Below are 19,265 nucleotides of genomic sequence, written 5' to 3' on the forward strand. Positions count from 1 at the left end.
CACTCATTTTAATGCTGGGAGGCGACAGCCGCCACCCGTTAAACAGGAGAGTGGAGCATAGCAAAAAAGCAACTCGCTGAACATTGACTCATTGGCAGATTTTATTTTTAAGGATTTCAGTTTCGTTTCAGTTTCAGTCTTTAAAGTAAGCCACATCAAGCAACAATAAGGCAGTGTTGGCAAGTAACTCCCACTATATTGATGTTAAGTAGCAGCTTATGGAAAATAAGTTTTGGTAGTCTAAACTCTAGATAGCCTAATCTACTCAAAACATTAGATTTAGTGATATAAGTGCTTTAAACGCCGCGTGCTTGAAATAGTTCTTAATGGAAAGGTTTAGTTGTAAAAATAACTAAAAAAGTGATCGATTTAACTCGGAGCAATAAAAATGAATAAAACAAGCTTAACTACAGCATTACTAATTGGCGCATCAGCAGCAATTCTAAGTACAGGTGCAGTTGCAGGCCCTAACAGCCAACTGAAAGTTTCTGAAGCAGCACCCGCTGAGGTTCAGGCCAAAGTGCAGGGTTGGTTGGCAGGAGATAAAATCCGCGGTCGTAAGGATAAGTGTTTTGGTATTGCTCTAGCGGGTGAAAATGATTGTGCAGCAGGTGCTGGTACAAGCTGTGAAGGTACATCAACTAAAGACTTCCAAGCAAATGCTTGGACTTATGCTCCAAAAGGTACGTGCGAATCGATCGTAACGCCTCATGGAACAGGTTCACTTGAAAGTTAATGAATCCCCCTTGCCTTCGTCGTCTTTGATTGCGGGGGCTCACTTAGGTGCTGGCCTTGGTTTAAAGGCTGAGCACCTAGATGATATTTTGGCATTACCCGCTGTTAGTGAGACGTGCACTGGTAGTCATCTTTGGTTTGAGGTTCATACAGAGAACTATTTTGTAGCGGGTGGGCCACGACTCAGTTATCTCAGATCAATTCGTGAAAATTATGATCTTAGTTTTCATGGGGTAGGGGGATCACTCGGTTATGATCATCAATCTATGCCTGAGCATCTTAAGCAGGTAAAAACGTTAATTGATGAGTTTCAGCCGGCGCTTGTCTCAGAGCATGCTGTTTGGTCTCGCTCTAAAGGGGCATATTTTGCAGACCTTATGCCGTTGCCTAGAACACATGATGCACTTCAGTCATTAGTTGAAGGGATTGATCGTTATCAGTTAGGTATAGGACAGCGCATTTTAATTGAAAATCCAAGTAACTATCTGGATTTTACCAGTGAGATGGATGAGCCTCAATTTCTTGTTGAAGCGGCGCATCGCAGTGGTTGTGGTTTATTAATCGATATTAATAACCTGTATATCAGTAGTAAAAATACAGGTATTGATGTCGTTGAATATTTATCGCAGATTCCTGCTGATCTTGTTGGAGAGATCCATATAGCAGGACATGATCCTGATCCAGAGTTAGGGCAAGCGTTACTTATTGATAGTCATGCATCAGCAGTAGATTTGCCGGTATGGGCGCTGCTAGAACATGCCTTGTCTTTATTTGGGCATAAGCCTGTTTTGGTTGAACGGGATGCCAATATACCGCCGTTTGCCGAGTTGATGCATGAGCGCCAAACTGCACAGGGCTATTTAGAACAACTTAGAAGTAATGCCGCATAATATCTTTTTACAGGAGGCTGTTGATGGCTATTAGTTCTTACATTGATGCATTTTCTATTTACCTGCGAACAGGTGATGTTAGTGGGATGAATGACTTTTGCGTTAATGCTGAGCACTTAAAGCGTATGTCGGTATACCGCAATGGTTTTTATAAAGGCTGTGTTGATGCGCTGGCTGCAAACTTCCCTATGTGTGAGAAATTTGTAGGAAGTAATAACTTTAAAGATATTGCTCGTATATATGTTGATCATTACCCACCAGAAAAAGGTACCTTGGTAGGTTATGGGCTGAACTTTCCTGACTTTTTAGATGACTTTATTACGGAGCTAAAAAAGCAGCCTGAGGTGTTAAAGCTGCCGACAAATTTGACTGATTTGGCGCGCTTAGATTATGCCTGGCTAATGAGTTTGATGAGTGCTGACACTAATCAAGCTCTGACAGCTGAAAAAGTCACATGGTTAATGAATGGAGGCTATGATTTTACGCAATCAGTAGTGACACTGAGTGCTAGCGTTATTCTTCTTCAAGTAAGAGTCGGCACGTTGATGCAATGGATAGCATTAAAAACTAATTCAAGCGAAATTGTTCAAGAAGAAAATAGTGCCAATGAATTGGCGCAAAGTGAGAACTCTTTATCTTCAGATCTAGTGATGTTGTGGCGAGTACAGGGTTCGGTGCAGGTGCGTGCTCTTTCTTCTCCTGAGTGGGCAGTTATGCATGCTTTGCAAGGAGAGGGAGATGTGCTGGAAAAGGCTTTTGATACAGCTTTAGTGTTGGATTCCGACTTTGATGTTAGTGATGTTTTTTCAGCCTGTATACAAAATGAAATATTAGAAATTGATATGACTAAATACAATCATAATAAATAAGGAATTAATATGGGCATGGTGGGGAAGTTGCGTGAAATTTATGTACAAATAGGCCAGCAATTATCACGGTTTTTAGAGCCGCTGGCGTTATTTTTTCTCCGCTTTATGGTGGCTAAAGTTTTTCTGGATTCTGGGTTAGGTAAATGGGATGGTTTCTTAAAGTTTAATGTCGATAAGTATGATTTGTTCATGTACGAGTTCTTCTGCCCTGATCCTGTAAGACCTGGGGCATTGCAGCTTTGTAACCCTGAAACACTCGAGTATGTTGAAGGCTCGTTTGTTGTGAGGATGATTGAGCTGCTCGCGGTATTTGCTGGTATAGCCGAAGTGGTGTTGCCAGTATTGCTCATCATCGGGCTGTTTTCTCGTTTTGCGGCGTTAGGGCTTATTGGTATGACAATGTTTATTCAATTGGCTGTATTCCCAACGTGGGATCATTGGATTAACCCGGCATCATGGTGGGCAGTGTCGCTACTCGTTATTGTTGCGCGTGGTCCAGGGATTCTGTCGATTGATAGGTTGCTGGGTTTAGACGCAAAACCAATACTAGCTAAGTGATTTTTTGAACAGATAAGAGCACCCGGCGCTTAGTTGTCTAGGTGCTCTTTTGGGTACTTGAAGTGCTTGATAAAAGCGCCTATTGAGAGAGCAAGCCGCGCTCTACCAGCACTTCTTTTACAGCAAACATGCCATTAAGCGCTGCGGGAAAGCCTGCGTATACAGACATCTGTAGAACAGTCTCTTTTATTTCTTCAGGAGAACAGCCTACATTCAGTGCTGCGTTGATATGAACTATTAATTGAGGTCGGCAATTACCCATTGCTGTTAGTGCTGCAACGGTAGCTATTTCCCTTGATTTTAAATCTAAGCCTGGTCTTGAATAGATATCGCCGAAAGGGTATTCAATAGTGTAGCGTGCTAAGTCGGGACAAACATCTTGCAGGCTCTCGATCACATTATGTCCTGCTTCACCATCAATCTCCTCTAATTTGTCTAAACCAACAGCATATCTTGATTTGTTCATTGCCTTGCTCCTTTCTAATAGGTAATTGAGGCAAGGTTACAAGTTAGAGTTTACTCTAGGTCAAGAGGTTTTATTGAGCGTGTAGTATTCAATTTTCGCATCGAGTGCGGATAGATGCTGAATCTCATTTTCGATTCTAGATTTTAATTTATCGCGATGTTGCTCAAGTAATGCTTGGCGTTCTTGGTTTGTGCTCTCACCCAATGCTCTTAGGTTTGAATACTCTAAAATGCTTTCTAGTGGCATTCCTGTTTCTTTGAGTCTGATAATAAAAGCGACCCACTCTAAGTCTTTTGTAGTAAAAAAGCGATGGCCGTTTGAGCTGCGGTGAATATCGCTGAGAAGGCCAATTTTTTCATAATATCTCAGAGTATGAGCTGATAGGGTCGTACGTGCAGAAAACTCTTTCATATTCATTGAGGATATCCTTATATTGGTAATATTATGTAATGAATGTGAAAAATCACGTCTAGTAGGTTTTGGTTATGAAGTAATAGAAGTAGGGCGTTGTTATAGCGAGTGCTGATACCTAATTACATATCAAAATATCGGATCAGGTATCAGCATTTATGCATTACTTTTATTTTACATGTGCTTCCATTTCATCGCCGATTCGTTTTCTCATATCCATGAGGCGTAATGCGGAATCTCTTAGGCGAATATCATGCTCAGTAACTGGAATCCATTCAGGGATATCGGTTGGTTTACCTTGGTCATCAACGGCAACCATAATGACAATACAATGGGTGGTTAGGTGGCGCTCGGTATCTTTTGGGTCACCTGCACGTACATCAATCCCAATATGCATTGATGAGCGGCCGGTATAAATTACCTTAGCCGCGACTTCAACAATATTGCCTACATGGATCGGCTTAACGAAACGTATGCCGCCAGCATACGCAGTAATGCAATATTTGCCACTCCACCCGGCAGCACATGCGTACGCTGCAAGGTCAATCCATTTCATCACGGCACCGCCGTGAACTTTTCCGCCGAAGTTTACGTCAGCTGGCTCGGATAAAAATCTTAGCGTTATTTTTCTGTCTTGGCCTGCCATGAAAACCTCAAATTTATGCTTTATAGAAAGTATGTTTATTATATAGACTAAAGGAGTGTGTGAGAAATGCTTCACTGATTTCTAAGAAGAGGTTGCTTTATGAGTACTCGTTTCCAGTCTGTGTGTATCGTTATCAGCAGTTGTGTTTTTTTACTGATTCCTTTCGTTGGTCACGCCGCTGAGAAGGCGCCAAAAGAGCTTGTAATTGATCATGTTATGTTTCCGGTGTACCTAAATAACTCATTCTTAAAAGTAGTAAAAAAGTCATGGGAAAAGCATAAGGTAGGTAAAGTTGATATAGGGCCTCAAAACTCTAGTTACAAAGGTGTTTTCTTTGGTAGTAAGAGTTTTTATGTGGAGCATTTATCCAATGTTAAATCAGAGCCTTATTGGAGTAATGCTGTTTACCTTGCTGTGCCTAAAAAATACTGGGGCTATTATAAGAGTCCCGCTTTAGTCACCAAAAACTTTTTGGTTCCTTACTTTGGTTGTGGTTATCAGCTCATTAATCCTGAATACAAATACATCAATAGTAAGGTATCTAAAGGCGTGCCTTATGATGGTTTTACGCTTTTGATATCAGAAGCTTTACGAAAAGAAATTGTTAATGTGGCAGGGCAAAAGTGGTCGTTGCCAAGTAACGGAAAAGTACGTGTTCATGAAAAGTTGATTCGTGTTAATGAGATGGCCGTGATTAACGAGAAGTCAGAACTTATAGCGCCTTTGTATCAGCCAAACCCGATACTGCGAGAGTATCTTTAAGAGGTAGTATTACTCTAAGTATTTTTTATTCCTGAGAATAAGGCTGCTTTAAAGCAGCCTTTGCTTTTCTTTTGCTAGCAGACTCGTAATCAGGGCTGTAGCTCTTGCAGTTTTTCAGCCACGGCGTCTAAACCACCTTTGTTAAATGCATTGAGTAAAGCAGATCCTACAATCGCTACATCGGCATGGCCTTTGAGCGAGCTGATATCGCTAGCAGTGTTAATGCCAAAACCGACCGCTAATGGTAATGAAGTAAACTTTTTAATCGTATCTAGATAGCTCTGGATATCTTGCGCTTTTGTGTCATCCCGGATGGGGGCTTGCTGTCCAGTCACACCTGAACGGCTTACGCAATAAAGCATGCCTTGCGCGTGCTTTATAACTGTTTTAATCCGTTCTTGCTGCATGTCAGGAGTAATTAGCCATATCGGAGAGACTCCATTCTCGGGTAGGGGGACAAGCATGGAGTGATGATCAATAGGCAGGTCAGGTATGATTATACCAATGACATCATCTCCCATTTGCAGTGCTAGCGACTCAAAACCAGATTGTAACAGTGGGTTTAAATAGCTCATTAATAGCACGCGACTTTGTGGGTAGCGTTGTGCGAGTTGTTTTATATCTTTAAGACACTGAGCTAATTTAGGTTGATGCTTCAGTGCATGATGGCATGCCGTAGTGATGGTTGGGCCGTCTGCTACAGGGTCGGAGAAGGGGAACTGTACCTCGAGAATCTCAACGCCTTTCTCAAGCATAAGTTGCATGATGTCGAGACTTTCTTCTATGCTCGGGTAGCCATAAACAACATGGGTCATCATTAAGAGGGGCTTGTTTTGCCTTTGTTTTTGTATGAATGAGGCTAGTTTATTCATTGTGCTGCCCCCTCTTTTAAGTAGCTATGTAAGAATTCAGTGAACGGTTCGTCATGCAGTGCCTTGGCTATGTTGAAAATATCTTTATCACCACGTCCCGAAATGTTGATGACCAGGTATTCGTCGGGTGACATAGTGGCTGCTTCTTTCAAACCTCCCGCTACGGCATGAGAGGACTCTAGCGCAGGGATTATTCCTTCGTGGCGCGTGAGTAGCTTAAAGGCTTCAATGACTTCTATATCATTAGCACTGGTCATGCGAACTTTTCCTTGTTCTTCTAAATCAGCCAGTATTGGAGAGACACCAACGTAATCAAGCCCTGCGGATATAGAGTGTGTAGGTTGTAACTGGCCTTCGTCATCTTGCAGAAAGCGTGTTGCAAAGCCTTGAGCAATACCAAAACGTGCTTGATCTGTATTGAAGCGCATTGCATGTTCGCCAGGAGCATCGCTGCGCCCGCCAGCTTCAACACCTACAAGCTCTGTTTGTGTATCGACGAAGGGCAAGAAAATACCACAAGCATTACTGCCGCCGCCAACACAGGCATAGATACGATCAGGGTGTTTAGCAAACTGCTGCATGGATTGTTCTTTTACTTCTTCACCGATAACGGACTGAAAACCTGCGACCATTTCTGGGTAAGGTGCGCAGCCACAGCTGGTACCAATTAAATAGTGAGTGTCTTCATAACTAGAAGACCAGTCGCGAAGAGCTTCATCTAGCGCATCTTTCAGTGTGGCGGCACCTGTTGATACCGGTACCACTGTCGCGCCAAGCTGCTTCATCCAGAAAACATTAGGATATTGGCGTTCAATATCGTGTGCCCCCATATAGACAACGCACTCCAGTCCAAGGCGAGCAGCAACCAGTGCGCTGGCGACACCGTGTTGGCCTGCACCTGTTTCGGCGATAACGCGTGTTTTCCCCATGCGCTTAGCGAGCAGCCCTTGGCCTATGACATTATTCATTTTATGGGCGCCGCTATGGTTTAAATCTTCACGTTTTAGGTATATCTGCGCACCGCCTATCTTTTGTGTGAGGTTGGCGCAATAGGTTAAGGGGGTGGGGCGTCCTGAAAAGTGCTGCATTTCAGATTTGACCAGTTGAACGAAGGAGGTGTCAGCCATGGCTTCGCGATAAGCTTTTAGCAGTTGTTGTTGGCTGCTATAGAGTATTTCGGGGATAAAGCTCCCACCGTATTGACCAAAACGTCCTTCATCATTCATGATCGTGCCTATATGTATTAATTTATTAACTAAACGGTTCGGTAAAGATAATAAAAATTCTTACTGGCGTCAATGGAGTATTTATGGCGCGTGGACGTCCTTCTAAAAAACAGGTGATTTTGGATGCAGCACGGCAGCTGTTTGCAGAGTCAGGCTATCAAGGCACATCGATTGATTTGGTTGTGCAAACTGCCAGTGTTTCAAAACCAACGGTATACAATAATTTCCCGACGAAACAGGCACTATTGCAGGCATTACTCGAGGAGCTATCATCAGAAGTACAGTTACAACGACAAGCTATTGTTGATGATAGTAGCTTGTCAGTAATTGGACGCTTGATAGCGATTTTTCGCCACCTAGCCACCGTGCCTGAGTATCTTGCGGTATATCGGATGTGTTACGGGGAAAGGCATAAACTTGATGAAGTGACTTATCAGTTATGTGCGCGTTTTGATCAAGTGCTACAAGATGATTGCAAGGCATTATTGCATGGGCAGAAAGAAGACAATGATAAAATTCTCGTTGTTATTGCTATCTGTAGAGAGTCGCTGTTGATTCCTGCTCTATCAGGCGGGCAAGCGGCTTCGCAGGAGGTCATTGAAACAGCCTTATCCCGGGTGATTTAGCGGTAGCTATGCTCGTTACTGATCAACTTTGTTGTCGGCTGATGAACATTGCAGTGACGGTATCCATTGTATTGATATGTTGTATAAACCACGGAACCATAACGTCCCTTAAGTAGTGCTCTAGTTGTGATAAATCATATTCTTTTTGCCATGTATTAAGCACTGCTTGCATCTGTGTAAGCACTCGCTCATGCTCACCTTTATGGCAATCATAGGGTGGAAATGCGGCGTCAACCATCTGCAACTCTTCACGAGCAAAGTGTTCAACATTATGTTGATAAAGCTCTGCCAGCAGTTCTGTAATCTTAGATGTATTATCAGTCTCAGTATTTTTGGCTAAGGCTATTTCGGCATGTAACTGGTTAGCTATCTCTGTGGCTGTAGCATGATCATCATTCATGAAGTTGAGTGCGACATGAGGAACGGCAGATAAATCCAATAGCGGCATCGGGCTTTCCTTTTTATAACGACTGTATCAACGATTATATAGGTGAGAAGAAATTATCATGCATAGTGCTGTGTGGAATTGATATTAATCAAACAGAAATTGATTAACCTAGTAGTGGTGCGATTCTTTAATTGGCAGTGATAAAGCATAATCGTTTTATCAAGGTGATGTAATGAATAGTGCCGTTGCATGATCCATCGTAATTGTGTGGTTTTTAAGCCATAAAGGAAATATTTCATTCATGTACGTTTTTAATGAATGGGTATCTTGATAATGCTTCCAATGGTCAATCAGAGCCTTTAGCTCGTTCAGTAGGCGGTCATGTTCTTGCTTATGCTGTGAAATGGCAGGGAATTGAGCCTCCTTCATAGAAGACTCCTCTTTCTCAAAGTGCGTGCCTTTGTGGCCAAGTAGTGTTTCTAGTAAGGGTAAAATTAAATTTTTATCGTTGCTATCTATTTCTATTTTAGCAATGGTTTGGTTGATTTCTGAAATTAAGCGAGCTGCTTCTTCATGATCATCATTGATGAAGTCTAGAGCAACTTTTGGGATACCGTGTTTTGTTAAATAGCTCATATTTGGCACCACGATCTTATTGTTATTTTTATTGCATTTGAGGCTACTTGAATAACTCTGTTAGCAGTATGTTTCTTTAGTCTAGTCTTAAAAATAGGCTGGCTGTTTAGTTAAAAGTTCATTTTCATATCTTCTCTGACTTGTTTTGTATCAATTTCTAATTGCAGAAGTCGCGCCTTGTCAGATGATGTGAGGCCGGGCTCTCTTCGTGCAAAAACGATTTGCTTTAGCGCTCTGTCTATTTGCCCTGTAAGTAAAAAATACTCTACTCTGGCTTGGTGTACGGCGGTTGTGTTGCCTGCTTGCCCTAAGGCTTCAGACAGTAAGTACCAGGCATTGATATCAGTGGGATAATCTTTCTTTAGTTTATTTAAAACATCGACAGCTTTTTCGGGGCGCTCTGCTCCCATGTGTGCTTTTGCTAGTAGCTGCTCAACAGCATAGTGCCTAGGGAAAAGACTAGCGAGTTCTTCTAGTTGTTTGCTGGCAGTTAGCCATGCTTGGGCTGCGAGTTGCAGTTCTGCATTGGTTAATTTTACAAACAGATGCTGCTTCCATGAGGTAGGGAGCTTATTTAATGCAGCTTTGGCTTGCTTAAATTGGTTCATTCGAATGGCGGCCATAGCTAATCCATAATAGCTCAGTGGCGTTTGTGTCGATTGTGCGGACGTTTGATAGTGATTCAATGCTTTTTGTGGGTTAGTGGCAAAATGTATGCTGAGTCGCGTGCGAACAATATCAAAATCAAGTGATAGCTTTGCTGCTGGGCTTGCTGGGAGCTGAGAGGCGCGGTTTAAAGAGTCAGCAATACGTGACTCAGTTACTGGGTGTGTCAAAAGAAACTCGGGAGGGCGTGCCCCCTGAAAACGCTGCGCTTGTTGCATTCTTGAAAACATACGTGGCATTGCATGAGGATCAATGCCGGCAGCGGCCATATTTTGCATACCTATACGGTCAGCTTCTTGCTCGTTTTGACGACTGAAAGCGAGCCTTGATGATTGCTGAGCTGCAATTGAACTAGTAATGGCGGCAACGCCTGCTTGTGTATCTGCCGCAGCAATAAGGATACTGGCTAACATAGTAGCTAGGGTGAAAGGGCGGTTACGACGTGTTTCTTCTAATTGCGCTGCAAAGTGGCGTTGGCTCAAGTGAGCCAGCTCATGCGCAATGACTGAAGACAGCTCGTCCTCTTTTTCAGCAGAGAGTAATAACCCACCATGGATACCGACGACGCCCCCGGGAACGGCAAAAGCATTAAGTGTCGGGTTATCTAGAACAATAAGTTCTAAGCGTCTGTCTTGTAGCTGGCTATGTGCGGTAAGTTGCCATAAAAGGTCGTATAAATAAGAATAGGTAATTGGATCATCAAGAAGGGGCGCACTGCCACGTAGAACTCTCGCCCACGCTTGGCCGATTTTATGTTCATTGTTGAGTGATATGATACCGGAAGTGGCATCTTCAATAAGAGGTAAATTATTATTCGCTTGTGTCTGTGTGGCGATTAAGAGAGTAACTGCACAGAAAAAAGTGTTAATAAAGCGCATTCAGTCCTTCCTGTTCTCTTTCATGGGCGTGTGAAGCATGTCATTATCTTACCCCGTTGCTATAAGCGATGCCTGCCTAAAGGTAGTAATTATTCGTAATGTATTGAAATATAGGCCTTATATGCAAGATAGTGAAATCGATCAAACGCTAGACGTTAGAGAATTAAATTGTCCTTTGCCATTATTAAAAGCAAAACAGGCATTAAATAAACTTGCTCCTGGGCAAGTGCTTAAAGTGATTGCTACGGATGTTGGATCGGTCAGAGATTTTAAAGCCTTCACCGATCAATCAGACCATGAATTGCTAAACTCGTTCATTGGTGAGTCTGAATATACCTATTTGATTCGACGTGGCTAACTTAATTTTGACTGGATAGATCGACTATGAAAGCAATTATCTCTAAATGGGTAGAGCGGTACTTTTCTGATGAAGAGGCACTGTTTTTGTTTCTACTACTGGGTTCATTTTTACTGATTATACTCACCTTAGGTAAGCCGTTAGCTCCTGTGTTTGCTGGGCTGATTATTGCGTTTTTGATGCAGGGCGGAGTGGATACTCTTGTTAAAAAGAAGTTGCCACACCTACTTTCTGTTGCGATTGTATTTACTGCTTTTTTAAGTTTTTTGCTGGCATTATCTTTGATTGTATTTCCCTTGGCTTGGAAACAATTATCAAATTTATTTCAGGAGCTTCCGGGAATGGTGCAGGAAGTGCAGGCATTATTACTGGTGTTACCTCAGGAGTACCCGCAATGGGTATCTGAATCTCAGATTCGAGATATTATGCAGTTAGCATCCAGTGAGCTATCGAATGCAGGCCAATGGATATTTACCTTCTCATTGAACTCTTTAACTGGTGTGATGACGCTCTTAGTTTACTTGGTTTTAGTACCTATTTTAGTTTTCTTCTTTCTTAAAGACGGGCGCTCGTTAGTGAGCTGGTGGATCACATTCTTGCCTAAAAAGCGTCAGATGATGACAACCGTTTGGCAAGAAATGGATGATCAAATTGCGAATTATATCCGCGGTAAAGTGATAGAGATTTTGATTGTAGGCAGTGTTACCTACGTGACTTTTCTAACACTGGGTATTAATTATGCGGCCCTATTAGGGATTATTGTTGGGCTGTCTGTGTTGATACCTTATATCGGCGCTGCTTTGGTGACATTGCCGGTGGCTTTGATCGCGTTCTTTCAGTGGGGCTGGGGTGGTGAGTTTATGTACTTAATGATTGCTTATGGAATCATTCAGGCGCTGGATGGTAATGTACTGGTTCCTTTATTGTTTTCAGAAGCAGTAAATTTACACCCTATATCGATTATTGTTGCTGTCTTGATATTTGGAACGCTTTGGGGGTTCTGGGGGGTGTTTTTTGCAATACCTCTAGCGACGCTAGTGAAGGCTATTTTGAATGCTTGGCCTGGTCCGTTGGATGATGAGCCGCATGAAGAGGCTGCCGCTTAATAATCTAAGCTTTTTTAGTTTGATGTAATGCTCGTTACAACGAGAGCATTACATCAAACGCGGTAAAGTCGACCAAACTAGAGATTTTTTACCACAGCTAGAACCTCGTCAACATGCCCTTTGACTTTTACCTTGCGCCACTCTTGATGTAGCACTCCTTTTGTATCAATCAAAAAAGTACTGCGCTCAATTCCCATATATTCTTTGCCATACAGCTTTTTTAACTTAATCACGTCAAAGTGCTTGCACAGAGCTTCTTCAGGGTCGCTGATTAGTTCAAAAGGGAAGCTGTGTTTTGCTTTGTAGTTTTCGTGTGTGCGCATACTGTCGCGGCTAACGCCTATGATTTCTGTATTGGCATCTTGAAACTCCTCATAAAAGTCTCTGAAATTCTGTCCTTCTGTGGTACAACCCGGTGTATTGTCTTTAGGATAAAAATAAATCACCAAATTTTTGCCCTGTAATGTAGACAAAGAAACGGTAGTTTTGCTTGTCGCAGATGCTGTGAAATCCGGTACTGATTGTCCTACAACTATGTTTGGCATTATTCTTTCACCTGTATTTACAAAAAAGCGGCGTGGTTACTACGCTTATGTACTTTATTTCGTATAGAATATCGAGCCTTATACGATATCAGATCAGGTTTTGGATGTGTGCACATAAATGCAACATACCAAACCTAAGTTAACGGAGAGTAAAATGATTACCGGCAGCATTGTGGCGCTAGTGACTCCAATGAAAGACAACGGAGAGATCGATTGGGTTGGTCTTGATAAGGTTGTGGATTTTCATTTGGAAAACGGCACAGACTCTATTGTGGCAGTTGGCACAACAGGTGAGTCTGCAACACTTAATTGTGAAGAGCACTGTGCGGTAATCAAACGTGTAGTTAAACGCGTTAATGGCCGCATTCCTGTGATTGCAGGTACGGGTGCTAACTCAACGGCTGAAGCCATTCAGTTAACACGTGAAGCGAAAGGTGCGGGTGCTGATGCTTGTTTGTTAGTGACGCCTTATTACAATAAGCCGACCCAAGAAGGTTTATATCAGCATTACAAAGCGATTGCTGAAGCGGTTGATATTGATCAAATTCTATACAATGTTCCTGGGCGTACAGCGTGTGATATGTTGCCGCCAACGGTACTTCGTTTGGCTGAGATCTCTAATATTATTGGGATTAAAGAAGCGACAGGTGATATTGAACGTGCACGCCTTCTTATTGAAAAAGCACCAGAAGGCTTTGCTATTTATTCCGGTGACGATGCCACAGCTATTGAGATGATCATCGCAGGTGGGCAGGGTAATATTTCTGTAACGGCGAATGTAGCCCCAGCTGAAATGGCTCAGATGTGTCATTTTGGCTTGGAAGGTAAAGCAGAAGAGGCTCGCGCATTGCAGCAGCGTATGATGCCATTGCACACTCAGCTGTTTGTTGAAGCGAACCCTATCCCCGTTAAGTGGGCCATGCATGACATGGGATTGATGGACCTTGGTATTCGTTTACCGCTGACTGTGTTGTCTGATGAGTTTCATCCTGCAGTGCGTCAAGCGCTCGTTGATAGCAACGTTACAAAGTAAGGAATATCTGATGAATACACGGTTGCTTTCATATGCAGTTTTGGTTGGGCTGGTATCTACCAGCGGTTGTAGCATTATTGGTAAGAATCCAATTTATGGCGAAAATGGTGTCTTTAAAGACCGTAACCAAGAGTATGAGAAGGCAACCGTTAGTAAAGAGTTAGAGATACCCACTCACATACAAGCTAAGCGTACACAGGATCAGTTTGTGATCCCTACCGTTGGCCAAACGGCTTCAGTGAGAACGGCAGGGTTTGAAGTGCCGCGTCCGGAATTCTTTTATGCTGACACAGGTAGTGATGCAGTAAACTTCAAAAAAGTAGGTGATCAAAAAATTATCGTTGTTGATGAGCCTATTGCAGCTGTTTGGGAAAAAACACTGGACTTTATGAAGTATAACGGTGTTCAGATAGCCAGTGCTGATGCTCGCCAAGGTGTAATTGAAAGTGATTGGATTTTAATCAATGGCCCAGAGCTCAGTTTTATGGATCGTTGGGTTAAGCATTTAACGCTTCAAGATATCCCAGGTGGATCTCGTAACAAGCTGCAGGTTAGCTTACGTCCAGATCCGCAGGATTATGAGCGTACTTCGATCGAAATGAAGCATGTTCAGTTTCCGGAAAAGCAGCAAGTCGCTGATATTGACTGGGAAACCTCGTCGCAAGATGTTGGCTATAAATCGGATATGATGTTTGAAATGTTGCGTTACATGAGTAAGGCAACAGTTAAACCAGAAGAGCGTTCACTTCTGGCGCTTCAGCAAAAGCAAGCTTCTCGCCCGTTATTGGGTCGCGATTCTCGTGGTAATCCGGTACTTAAAATTGATGCGGCAATTGATTTGTCTTGGAATATGCTGAATGCTGCCGTTGACAACGCAGGCATGGATATAGGCACGCGTAATCAAAGTATTGGTATGCTCTATATGACGTATACCACATCGACGCCTGTTGAAAGTAAGAAAGATATGGGCTTTTTTGAATGGATATTTTCTGACCGTGAAGAAATTAAGCTAGATACTAGCGTTATAACTTCTGCGTTGGGTGTGGAAGAAACTACAGATGTAGTTTATAGCGCTAAAGCGGCGAAAGATGTACCTGTGTTGGAAGAAGGTGAAGTCCAAGCATTAGCAGACCCTAATAATCCGGCTAACCAAAAAGGTTATAAGATTTGGGTTGGTGGTCGCGTTATTTATGTATTTGGTGGCGATGACACGAAAGGTGCGTTTAACGCAGAAACTAATGCTTACGAACATGTTGGTAAATACCAATTGAAGATGAATCGTACTCGCTCTGGAGTTTATGTCACTGTACAAAATGACCAAGGCTTGGCCGCTCCTGCGATTATTGCTGAAGAAATTCTTTGGCTAATTAAAGATAATGTGCCGGCAAGCTAGGACAGCTTTAGCATGAGCTAAGTCGTGTATTTTATGAATAATGAAGGGGCCTTGTGCCCCTTTGTTATGTCTAGCGTTTTTGGAGAGCAAAATGAAAGCAGTATTTCTTGATGTTGAAAGCTTGGATGACCTGGATCTTACTCGTCTTGACGCTGTGTTCGAGACGTTGGTGACGTATAAAAGTACAGCACCTGACGAGGTTGCTGAAAGGGTGTGTGATGCTGATGTCATTATTGTTAATAAAGTGCAGCTTAACAAAGTTATCATAGAAAGTACGCCACAATTGACGCTGATTTGCGTGGTAGCAACAGGTACTAATAATGTAGACTTGGAAGCAGCACAGCAGAATAATGTTGCCGTTTATAATTGTCAGGCTTATGGCATTCCCTCGGTAGTTCAGCACACCTTTTCATTGATTTTAGCCTTGCATACTAACTTGCTGAGTTATGATCGTGCAGTGCGCGCTGGAGAATGGCAAAAGGCTTCTCAGTTTTGCCTTTTGGATTATCCTATACGCGAATTGAGTGGTCGTAAAATAGGTATTATTGGTTATGGCCATTTAGGGCAAGGTGTAGCCAAAATAGCTGAAGCTTTTGGTATGCAGGTGCTTGTGGCAAGTCGTTCGCTTGATGATGACCGGGTAGGTCGGGTTCCGCTTAAGGAGTTGTTGCCTATGGTTGATGTGTTGACTATACACTGTCCGTTGACTGATGAGACACATAACCTTATTGATGCAGGGGCTTTATCATTGATGAAAAATGAAGCCGTACTAGTCAATGTTGCTCGCGGAGGCGTTGTTAATGAAACCGCGCTTGCAAATGCGCTTCGAAGTGGTGAGTTAGCGGGTGCGGCCACTGATGTGTTAACAGTCGAGCCTCCAAAGGAAGGGAATGTTTTGTTATCTGCAAATATCCCTAACCTGATAGTAACTCCCCACAGTGCATGGGGCAGTAAGGAGGCGCGACAGCGTATTATCGACCAGACTGTTGAAAATATTGCTGCTTTTGGTTGTGAAGGGACTGATAGAAAAGTGGTGTAAAGCCTCTTATATGAGGCTTAAAATGGAGCTTTTGCAGTAAATGATAATGGCTCTTGCGTAAAAGGGTGTGTAAAAGATAGTTCTTCTGCGTGCAGTAATAAGCGCTCAGAAAGTGCTAATGCTTCTCCCTCGGCATAAAAGCGGTCGCCTGCAATGGGGTGGCCCAGCCACTGCATATGTACGCGTAGCTGGTGAGAGCGTCCTGTTTCTGGGTAGAGAAGAACGCGAGTACTCTCTTCCATTTTTTCAATTATTTCCCAGCGAGTTAGTGCGCTTTTTCCTTTTTCATGGTCGACCATTTGCAGTGGGCGGCGCTCCCAGTCGCAACGTAACGGCTCTTCAATTATACCGTTATCTTCTATGGGTGTGCCGCTAATTATTGCGTGGTATCGTTTAGATACTTGCCGAGTTTGAAATAGGCGGCTTAGCTCAACAAGAGACTCTGCTGTAAGGGCAAGCATCATTAAGCCGGATGTGGCGTAATCTAATCTATGCACGATACGAGCCGTAGGGTGGCCTTCTGCTTGTACTCTTCGCCCTAGGCAGTCTTGTTTGTCGGGTCCCTTTCCAGGTACCGATAAAAGGTCATGGGGTTTGTTGATGATAACTAGGTGATCATCTGAAAAAAGAACTGGAATCATCGTTTGAATGTCCCTTTGTTCTTCTTAGTTTTAGCCTTCGTTTTACCTAATGCCATTTTTTTGAAGAGTGCCATCGATTCCACATGGTTGGTATGTGGGAACATATCCATTACATTAAAGCGCGTTAACTGATAGCCTTTTTCTAATAGTAGCTTACTGTCTCTTGCGAGCGCTGATGGGTCGCAAGAGATGTAAAGTATCTCTGTGGCTTGTGTTGGCAATTGTTTAATAACGTCATAAGCACCCGTTCTAGGGGGGTCAAGAACGATCTTATTGGGTGACGACTTAAGCCATTGCTGGTGTTTGTTGTCAGTGGATAAATCAGCACGAAAAAACTGCGCATTATCAATGTTATTAAGCGTAGCGTTATCGGTCGCTCGCATGACCATTTCATTAGAGCCTTCAATGCCTATAATTGCTTTAACGTGATGAGCTATAGGTAGAGTGAAGTTGCCGAGTCCACAAAAAAGGTCTAAGACGACATCGTCTTTTGTGAGCTCAAGCCAGTTGATGGCTTGTCGGATCATTTGTCGGTTAACGCCGGCATTAACCTGTAAGAAGTCACCGGGATTAAATTCTAATTGAATATTTTCATCTGGAAGTGAGTAGCTGTTAGGAGCTAACTCGAGCAGTGTTAATGTTTCAGCATCCGTTTTTAGGTAAAGGTTAAATTGTTTGCTCTTAGCAAAGTCGATAAGTGATTCTTTGTCTGTATGCTTGGGTGTGCCTTTACAGCGCAATAGTAATGATTGTGAACTATCACCAAAGAACAGCTCAGCATGAGTATAGGATTTACTATTGGGTATTTGATCAAGTGCGGTTTTAAGGTCGATGAAAATTGACTCGCCGCGTTGATCTAAAACTGGGCAAGAGGATATCTGTAGTAGTTTGTTGCTCTGCTTGCGTCTAAAGCCAACAATAGCTTCATCGCTTTTATAGCGTACATTAAGTCCTAGTCGTGCGGAACGACGATAGTTCCATGGTGCTGAGCGGATAGGCTCCTCAATAATGAGAGGTGTCTGTTCACCAAAGCGTGTTAGTTGATTGAGTACATTGGCTTGCTTGCTAATGATCTGAGCATCGTGGGCTAAGTGCTGTAATTGGCAGCCGCCGCATTCGCCATAGTGTGTACAGAGTGGTTCAGTGCGTTCTGTCGATGGTTTAACAATTTTGACGAGTTTTGCTTCATCGTAGCGTTTATGTTGAGTGGTAATGAGAGCCTCAACATCTTCATTACTTAAGGCGTCATCGACAAAAATAGTCTTACCTTGATGTCGAGCTACACCTCGGCCATCCTGGCTGAGTGATTCAGTATGAAGCAAAAGAGCTTCGCCTGATAACGGTTTGCTTTTGGCGCTAGGACGGCCAAAACGAATTGATTGTCTTTTCATATTACTTTCCAGAATAAGCTGGCCGCATTTTATCATAGTGAGGATCAAGTCATCAGGCTCATTCTTACTTCTTTATATTGTATAGTGAGCGCCTGAATATTTTTTGGAGCAGTGGTCGTGGCTGAGCATCCGTTCGCACCTTATGTGCGCATTTTAGGTAAAGGCAAAAAGGGTTCCCGTTCGTTAACGCAGCAGGAAGCTTTTGATGCAATGAGTATGATATTGGCGGGTGATGTGAGGCCCGAGCAATTAGGTGCTTTTTTAATGTTGCTGCGCGTTAAAGAGGAGTCACCACAGGAGTTGGCAGGCTTTGTTCAGGCGGCTCGTTTGCATGCCCATGCTCCAGAGGCGCTTGATGTTGATCTTGATTGGTCTACTTATGCAGGTAAAAAGCGGCAGCTTCCTTGGTTTTTACTGGCAGCTCTGGTGCTGTCTGAAAATAATACCCGTGTATTCATGCACGGCTCTAAAGGTCATACAGAGGGCCGGTTATATATAGAAGAGATGCTTGTACTTTTTGGCTTGAGCGCTGCAAAAGGTTGGAATCAAGCCTCTTCTGATTTGGATGAGCAGCAGTTTGCTTATATGTCGATCAATGAGATGGTGCCGCGTTTGGGGGATATCATTCAGCTGCGTCCAATTTTAGGGCTGCGATCTCCCGTACATACGTTATGTCGATTGATTAATCCCTTGGGTGCGCCTTGTACTGTAGATGGTGTGTTTCACCCGGCTTATGCGCCTATGCATCAGGAAACAAGTTTGTTGTTAGGCGTTCAACAAGGTTTAACTATTCGTGGTGATGGAGGGGAGGCTGAGCTTAAGCCTGATTCTGGCTGTGAAATACGCTGGATTAGGCAGGGGGAGCTGTCAGATGAGCAGTGGCCTAGAATTTATCAAAAACGTCTAGTAAAAGACGAGGTGCTGGATCCTGCTTTATTGTTAGCTTTTTGGCGTGGAGAAAGCGAACATGATTACGGGGAGGGCGCGGTGATCTCAACATTGGCTGCCCTTTTAATACTACTTAATAAGGCAAATCAACAGGCCGATGCGTTGGTGTTGGCGCGAGACTTATGGGAGCGGCGTAACCGCTCACGTTTTTAATCAGTCTGACATTGTGTCGGTTAAGGTGC

Annotated in this window: 23 protein-coding genes; 12 read left to right on the forward strand and 11 right to left on the reverse strand. The window is 43.1% G+C overall.

The features are described 5' to 3' along the window. Positions 1 to 388: 388 nt before the first annotated feature. From G511_RS0105860 to G511_RS0105875, 4 genes are read left to right on the forward strand one after another with little or no spacing between them, the layout of a single operon-like run. Positions 389 to 736: a BufA1 family periplasmic bufferin-type metallophore gene (locus tag G511_RS0105860; RefSeq protein WP_028468810.1), complete on the forward strand. Its 348-nt coding sequence runs from the start codon at positions 389 to 391 to the stop codon at positions 734 to 736. Next, positions 726 to 1,625, forward strand: coding sequence for an MNIO family bufferin maturase (bufB, locus tag G511_RS0105865; protein WP_028468811.1), 900 nt, complete (start codon positions 726 to 728; stop codon positions 1,623 to 1,625). The genes G511_RS0105860 and bufB overlap by 11 nt, the downstream gene beginning before the upstream one ends. A gap of 23 nt (positions 1,626 to 1,648) precedes the next feature. Then, complete coding sequence (locus G511_RS0105870; RefSeq protein ID WP_028468812.1) at positions 1,649 to 2,494, forward strand: HvfC/BufC N-terminal domain-containing protein; 846 nt, start codon at positions 1,649 to 1,651, stop codon at positions 2,492 to 2,494. Positions 2,495 to 2,509: 15 nt separating this feature from the next. Then, positions 2,510 to 3,052 (forward strand): DoxX family protein, encoded by a 543-nt coding sequence (locus tag G511_RS0105875; RefSeq protein ID WP_245573825.1) that lies wholly within the window; start codon positions 2,510 to 2,512, stop codon positions 3,050 to 3,052. Between the two features lie 79 nt (positions 3,053 to 3,131). Here the strand turns inward: G511_RS0105875 and G511_RS0105880 are convergent, their stop codons facing one another. From G511_RS0105880 to G511_RS0105890, 3 genes are all read right to left on the reverse strand, one after another. Beyond that, complete coding sequence (locus G511_RS0105880; RefSeq protein ID WP_028468814.1) at positions 3,132 to 3,518, reverse strand: carboxymuconolactone decarboxylase family protein; 387 nt, start codon at positions 3,516 to 3,518, stop codon at positions 3,132 to 3,134. 60 nt (positions 3,519 to 3,578) lie between these two features. Then, positions 3,579 to 3,935, reverse strand: coding sequence for a MerR family transcriptional regulator (locus tag G511_RS0105885; RefSeq protein WP_028468815.1), 357 nt, complete (start codon positions 3,933 to 3,935; stop codon positions 3,579 to 3,581). A gap of 163 nt (positions 3,936 to 4,098) precedes the next feature. After that, positions 4,099 to 4,575, reverse strand: a complete 477-nt coding sequence (locus G511_RS0105890; RefSeq protein WP_028468816.1) for an acyl-CoA thioesterase — start codon at positions 4,573 to 4,575, stop codon at positions 4,099 to 4,101. Between the two features lie 99 nt (positions 4,576 to 4,674). Between G511_RS0105890 and G511_RS0105895 the strand changes: the two genes are divergently transcribed. After that, positions 4,675 to 5,337 (forward strand): hypothetical protein, encoded by a 663-nt coding sequence (locus G511_RS0105895; RefSeq protein WP_028468817.1) that lies wholly within the window; start codon positions 4,675 to 4,677, stop codon positions 5,335 to 5,337. 89 nt (positions 5,338 to 5,426) lie between these two features. Here the strand turns inward: G511_RS0105895 and trpA are convergent, their stop codons facing one another. Further along, a complete protein-coding gene (gene trpA / locus G511_RS0105900) occupies positions 5,427 to 6,209 on the reverse strand; it encodes a tryptophan synthase subunit alpha (RefSeq protein WP_028468818.1) in 783 nt (260 codons plus the stop codon). After that, positions 6,206 to 7,435 carry a tryptophan synthase subunit beta gene (gene trpB / locus G511_RS0105905; protein WP_036551434.1) on the reverse strand — a complete coding sequence of 410 codons (1,230 nt, stop codon included), beginning with the start codon at positions 7,433 to 7,435 and terminating at the stop codon, positions 6,206 to 6,208. The genes trpA and trpB overlap by 4 nt, the downstream gene beginning before the upstream one ends. An 83-nt stretch (positions 7,436 to 7,518) precedes the next feature. Here trpB and G511_RS0105910 point away from each other — a divergent pair, with 83 nt between their 5' ends. Then, on the forward strand, positions 7,519 to 8,061 hold the full coding sequence (locus G511_RS0105910; protein ID WP_028468820.1) for a TetR/AcrR family transcriptional regulator: 543 nt from the start codon (positions 7,519 to 7,521) through the stop codon (positions 8,059 to 8,061). Between the two features lie 22 nt (positions 8,062 to 8,083). Here G511_RS0105910 and G511_RS0105915 read toward each other — a convergent pair whose 3' ends face one another. From G511_RS0105915 to G511_RS0105925, 3 genes are all read right to left on the reverse strand, one after another. Beyond that, on the reverse strand, positions 8,084 to 8,509 hold the full coding sequence (locus tag G511_RS0105915) for a bacteriohemerythrin (RefSeq protein ID WP_028468821.1): 426 nt from the start codon (positions 8,507 to 8,509) through the stop codon (positions 8,084 to 8,086). Between the two features lie 159 nt (positions 8,510 to 8,668). After that, positions 8,669 to 9,085 carry a hemerythrin family protein gene (locus G511_RS0105920; RefSeq protein ID WP_028468822.1) on the reverse strand — a complete coding sequence of 139 codons (417 nt, stop codon included), beginning with the start codon at positions 9,083 to 9,085 and terminating at the stop codon, positions 8,669 to 8,671. Between the two features lie 110 nt (positions 9,086 to 9,195). After that, positions 9,196 to 10,629, reverse strand: coding sequence for a M48 family metalloprotease (locus G511_RS0105925; RefSeq protein ID WP_028468823.1), 1,434 nt, complete (start codon positions 10,627 to 10,629; stop codon positions 9,196 to 9,198). Between the two features lie 37 nt (positions 10,630 to 10,666). On the opposite strand from G511_RS0105925, the gene G511_RS0105930 reads away from it, so the two are divergent. Further along, a complete protein-coding gene (locus G511_RS0105930; protein WP_342664782.1) occupies positions 10,667 to 10,987 on the forward strand; it encodes a sulfurtransferase TusA family protein in 321 nt (106 codons plus the stop codon). A gap of 26 nt (positions 10,988 to 11,013) precedes the next feature. Continuing rightward, positions 11,014 to 12,093: an AI-2E family transporter gene (locus G511_RS0105935; protein ID WP_028468825.1), complete on the forward strand. Its 1,080-nt coding sequence runs from the start codon at positions 11,014 to 11,016 to the stop codon at positions 12,091 to 12,093. A 77-nt stretch (positions 12,094 to 12,170) separates the two neighbouring features. Here the strand turns inward: G511_RS0105935 and G511_RS0105940 are convergent, their stop codons facing one another. Further along, positions 12,171 to 12,638 carry a peroxiredoxin gene (locus G511_RS0105940; protein ID WP_028468826.1) on the reverse strand — a complete coding sequence of 156 codons (468 nt, stop codon included), beginning with the start codon at positions 12,636 to 12,638 and terminating at the stop codon, positions 12,171 to 12,173. Positions 12,639 to 12,792: 154 nt separating this feature from the next. Between G511_RS0105940 and dapA the strand changes: the two genes are divergently transcribed. The 3 genes from dapA to G511_RS0105955 all read left to right on the forward strand — a co-directional run bounded on the left by dapA (position 12,793) and on the right by G511_RS0105955 (position 16,103). After that, complete coding sequence (gene dapA, locus G511_RS0105945; protein WP_028468827.1) at positions 12,793 to 13,671, forward strand: 4-hydroxy-tetrahydrodipicolinate synthase; 879 nt, start codon at positions 12,793 to 12,795, stop codon at positions 13,669 to 13,671. 10 nt (positions 13,672 to 13,681) lie between these two features. Then, entirely contained in the window at positions 13,682 to 15,064 is a 1,383-nt protein-coding gene (bamC, locus tag G511_RS0105950; protein WP_036551436.1) for an outer membrane protein assembly factor BamC, read from the forward strand. 91 nt (positions 15,065 to 15,155) lie between these two features. Beyond that, entirely contained in the window at positions 15,156 to 16,103 is a 948-nt protein-coding gene (locus G511_RS0105955) for a 2-hydroxyacid dehydrogenase (protein WP_028468829.1), read from the forward strand. A gap of 17 nt (positions 16,104 to 16,120) precedes the next feature. Here G511_RS0105955 and G511_RS0105960 read toward each other — a convergent pair whose 3' ends face one another. Further along, the gene (locus G511_RS0105960) at positions 16,121 to 16,744 is read right to left on the reverse strand and encodes an RluA family pseudouridine synthase (RefSeq protein ID WP_036551439.1); all 624 of its coding nucleotides are present in this window, start codon (positions 16,742 to 16,744) and stop codon (positions 16,121 to 16,123) included. Continuing rightward, a complete protein-coding gene (gene rlmD, locus G511_RS21955) occupies positions 16,741 to 18,135 on the reverse strand; it encodes a 23S rRNA (uracil(1939)-C(5))-methyltransferase RlmD (protein ID WP_051221616.1) in 1,395 nt (464 codons plus the stop codon). Before rlmD ends, G511_RS0105960 begins: the two co-directional genes overlap by 4 nt. 117 nt (positions 18,136 to 18,252) lie before the next feature. Here rlmD and G511_RS0105970 point away from each other — a divergent pair, with 117 nt between their 5' ends. Further along, positions 18,253 to 19,236: a glycosyl transferase family protein gene (locus G511_RS0105970; protein ID WP_028468831.1), complete on the forward strand. Its 984-nt coding sequence runs from the start codon at positions 18,253 to 18,255 to the stop codon at positions 19,234 to 19,236. Positions 19,237 to 19,265 lie beyond the last annotated feature (29 nt).

The sequence above is a fragment of the Neptunomonas japonica DSM 18939 genome (assembly GCF_000422765.1).
Lineage (GTDB): Bacteria > Pseudomonadota > Gammaproteobacteria > Pseudomonadales > Balneatricaceae > Neptunomonas > Neptunomonas japonica.